General features: G+C 35.4%; 1 protein-coding gene. It reads right to left on the bottom strand.

The features are described from left to right. The coding region (fabF, locus tag V7266_RS30385) for a beta-ketoacyl-ACP synthase II (RefSeq protein ID WP_335473001.1) at positions 1-1,179 on the bottom strand (1,179 nt) is incomplete at its 3' end. Positions 1,180-1,343: the final 164 nt, after the last annotated feature.

Genomic DNA, 1,343 nt, shown 5'->3' with positions numbered 1-1,343 from the left:
ATTAGAAATAGCATAGTTTATTTTTGTTTTAACTGCATGGTTTGGAACATAATCTAAATCACAATTTTCATCTGGTTTTTCGTAATTGATAGTGGGAGGAGCTATATCTTCCATGATACTTTTGAGTGTTATAATGCCCTCAATTCCCCCTGCAGCTCCGAAAAGGTGTCCAGTCATAGATTTGGTAGAACTCACCTTTAAATTATAAGCATGCATACCAAAAACACTTTTAATTGCTTTAGTTTCTGATTTATCTCCTTCAGGGGTACTAGTTCCATGAGCATTTATATAATTTACATCTGTAAGGTTGATTCCCCCCATTTCTAAAGCTAATTTCATAGCATTTGCTGCACCGTGATAATCAGGGGAAGTAATATGATAGGCATCCGTTGTGGAACCATATCCGACAATTTCTCCTAAAATTGTCGCTCCTCTTTCTTTAGCGTGTTCATACTCTTCAAGGAATAAAACACCTGCTCCTTCTGACATAACAAAGCCATCACGTTGACTGTCAAATGGACGGCTTGCCCTTTCTGGAATATCATTAAAGGTGGACATTGCTCTCATTCTTGAAAATCCAGCAAAAGCTAATGGATTAATAGGAGCTTCAGCCCCTCCAGCTAATATGCCATCAGAGTAACCGTGCCGAATATTTAAAAAAGCCTCCCCAATCGCTTGATTCCCTGTTGCACAAGCAGAAACAGGAGAATAGCTAGGTCCCTTAAATCCAGTTTTTATGGAAATAATACCTGAAGCCATATTACTAATCATCATAGGAACCATAAATGGAGAAACTCTTCTTGGTCCTCTTTCAATTAAGGATTTATGATTATCTAATATGGTATTAATTCCTCCAATACCTGAGCCAATATATACCCCGAATCGCTCCTTATTTATATTATCTACATCAAGATTTGCTTGGTTTAGGGCTTGTTTAGCAGCAGCATAACCATATTGCACAAACAAATCATAATTCCCTAATTCCTTTTTATCAAGATATTGCTCTGCATTAAAGTCGGTAATATAACCAGCAATTTGAGTGCTTATATCTTTGAAGTCATCAGATTGAATTTTTTTGACCCCTGATTTACCTTCTTTAATATTATTCCATAACTCTTCTACGTTATTTCCTAACGGTGAAACTACTCCATATCCGGTCACAACAACTCTACGTGCCATAATCATCACTCCTTTTTATTCTTCAAACTATACTTAAAACAATTATTTCAAAAGACTTCTAAATTGTTCGATTCCTCGTTTTATACATTATATTAATTCTGTAACTTGGTATTAATACCTCGTACTAATTATACGTAAAAAAAACTTCATCAAAAAGCTACCTT

Origin of the sequence: Neobacillus drentensis (assembly GCF_036965645.1) — a bacterium.
Taxonomy (GTDB): domain Bacteria; phylum Bacillota; class Bacilli; order Bacillales; family Cytobacillaceae; genus Neobacillus; species Neobacillus drentensis_D.
Note: the sequence above shows the minus strand (reverse complement) of the source record. Positions and strands in the feature narration are given on the sequence as shown.